The sequence below is a fragment of the Acinetobacter sp. VT 511 genome (assembly GCF_001077515.1).
Lineage (GTDB): Bacteria > Pseudomonadota > Gammaproteobacteria > Pseudomonadales > Moraxellaceae > Acinetobacter > Acinetobacter schindleri.
Genome location: NZ_LFRE01000004.1, coordinates 1 through 1,827, shown reverse-complemented (window position 1 = coordinate 1,827; position 1,827 = coordinate 1). Strand labels below are relative to the sequence as shown.

Genomic DNA, 1,827 nt, shown 5'->3' with positions numbered 1-1,827 from the left:
AGAGAAACTGGATCGGTGGTTGAAAGATGGCATCACCACGCCGGGTGGAAAACTCCCTTCAGAAAGAGAGCTGGGAGAACTGCTGGGCATTAAACGTATGACGCTGCGCCAGGCGTTGTTGAACCTCGAGGCAGAATCCAAAATCTTCCGTAAGGATCGTAAGGGGTGGTTCGTGACCCAGCCGCGATTTAATTACAGTCCGGAGCTGTCAGCGAGCTTTCAGCGGGCCGCAATTGAGCAAGGACGAGAGCCTTCCTGGGGGTTTACCGAGAAAAACCGTACCAGCGATATTCCCGAGACGCTCGCGCCACTGATTGCAGTGACACCATCAACTGAACTCTATCGCATCACCGGCTGGGGGGCGCTTTCTGGATATTCATATGAATGGAGTGGAGGGGAACGGATGAAGCAGCCCAGTCTGTACAAACTGCGGGGAGCAGTCCGAATCACGGTCACTGGGGGAGACATTGAAACATTAATCAACACGGTGGCAGAGCAGGGACTGGAAGTTTGGGACCTGCGTGCTCACGATGGACGCGTGGCAGAGATGAATATTCTGCTGCCGCATTTTTTCAGGTTGCGTCCTATGTTGAAACGGACAGGCTGCAGGGTGAAAGTAACCCATCGCAGCGGTTTCCCCTTTTTTGCGGCCCGTTTATTGCGGAGGAAGTTCTTTCTTGGGGGTATGCTGTTTTTTGTGGCAGTTTTGTTTGCGTTGTCGTCCATGGTATGTTATACAAAATGTTTTATATTTCTTGTGAAATTTCAACGCTATAGTTTCAATTTTATAGCCCGAGCATCCCAGTTCGGGCTTTTTTATGCTTTTTCACTTTCCACGGCTAATCTTTGATCAATATTCCACGTTTTTAATTAGAGCCTTTCATCAATTAGCTTGAGAAAATCTAACCTGTCCTCATTATTTTTTCATGACTAAACGCTATGCATTAAGAGATGATCAGTGGGAGCAGATTAAGGATCTGTTGCCTGGACGTGCGAGTACTGTTGGAGTAACTGCCAAAGATAACAGGCTATTTGTTGAAGCAGTATTGTATCGGTATCGTTCAGGTATTCCATGGCGAGACTTACCCGAACGCTTTTGAGAAAATTTTGACAAATAGCGATCTGGAGAAAATGGTCGATACCAATGACGAGTGGATCGTCAGTCGTACAGGAATCAAAGAGCGTCACATCGCTGCACCCGATCAGGCAACTTCTGATCTGGCATATGAAGCGGCTATTAAAGCCCTTGAATCTGCAGGCATGACAGGCAGTGATCTTGATCTGATTATTGTTGCAACCATTACTCCGGATTCTTCGTTCCCATCGACAGCCTGCATCTTGCAGGACAAATTGGGTGCAAAAGGTGCCGCGGCATTTGATCTGTCGGCTGCTTGTTCCGGATTTGTATACGGTTTGGCTAGTGCTAAGAGCCTCATCCAAAGCGGAACGTACAACAATGCACTATCAGTTTAGCCCGCAATTCCGAGGCTATCTATCCAAACTCGCTCAGGTAGAGTAGCAAAATACTCAATCAATTTTCCCGGATTTTTCCCGCGCTAAATATATACAAAGCTTTTATGTACCTAAATTCAAACTGGTCGTTCCTGAAGCCAAGGTACATAAAAAGTAAAAACTTGTGTTTCACGTGAAACACCTTAATTGAGATTTGATTTATTACTCTCTATACAGAGAGCTATTTTTAACTATGCTTATCCCAGAACTTACGGAAGTGTTTACTCATTGCAATTACATTCTTTTTGGCGCGTCTTGAAATACTGGTCAGATTAATAAAGCCATGCGTCTGATCGGTATAATCATGATAATGCA

The 1,827-nt window shown here is 45.6% G+C and carries 2 protein-coding genes and 2 pseudogenes; 3 read left to right on the top strand and 1 reads right to left on the bottom strand.

Annotated features, from left to right (window positions below):
• The 3 genes and pseudogenes from ACS72_RS18295 to ACS72_RS00070 form a co-directional block, all read left to right on the top strand.
• The coding region (locus tag ACS72_RS18295; protein WP_212771639.1) for a sporulation protein YqfD at nt 1–850 on the top strand (850 nt) is incomplete at its 5' end.
• 76 nt (nt 851–926) lie between these two features.
• A pseudogene (locus ACS72_RS17030) lies at nt 927–1,097 on the top strand (transposase); the annotation flags it as partial.
• 34 nt (nt 1,098–1,131) lie between these two features.
• Nucleotides 1,132–1,473: a hypothetical protein gene (locus ACS72_RS00070; protein WP_306386927.1), complete on the top strand. Its 342-nt coding sequence runs from the start codon at nt 1,132–1,134 to the stop codon at nt 1,471–1,473.
• A gap of 226 nt (nt 1,474–1,699) precedes the next feature.
• Here ACS72_RS00070 and ACS72_RS17840 read toward each other — a convergent pair.
• Nucleotides 1,700–1,827 (bottom strand): annotated as a pseudogene (locus ACS72_RS17840) (esterase); the annotation flags it as partial.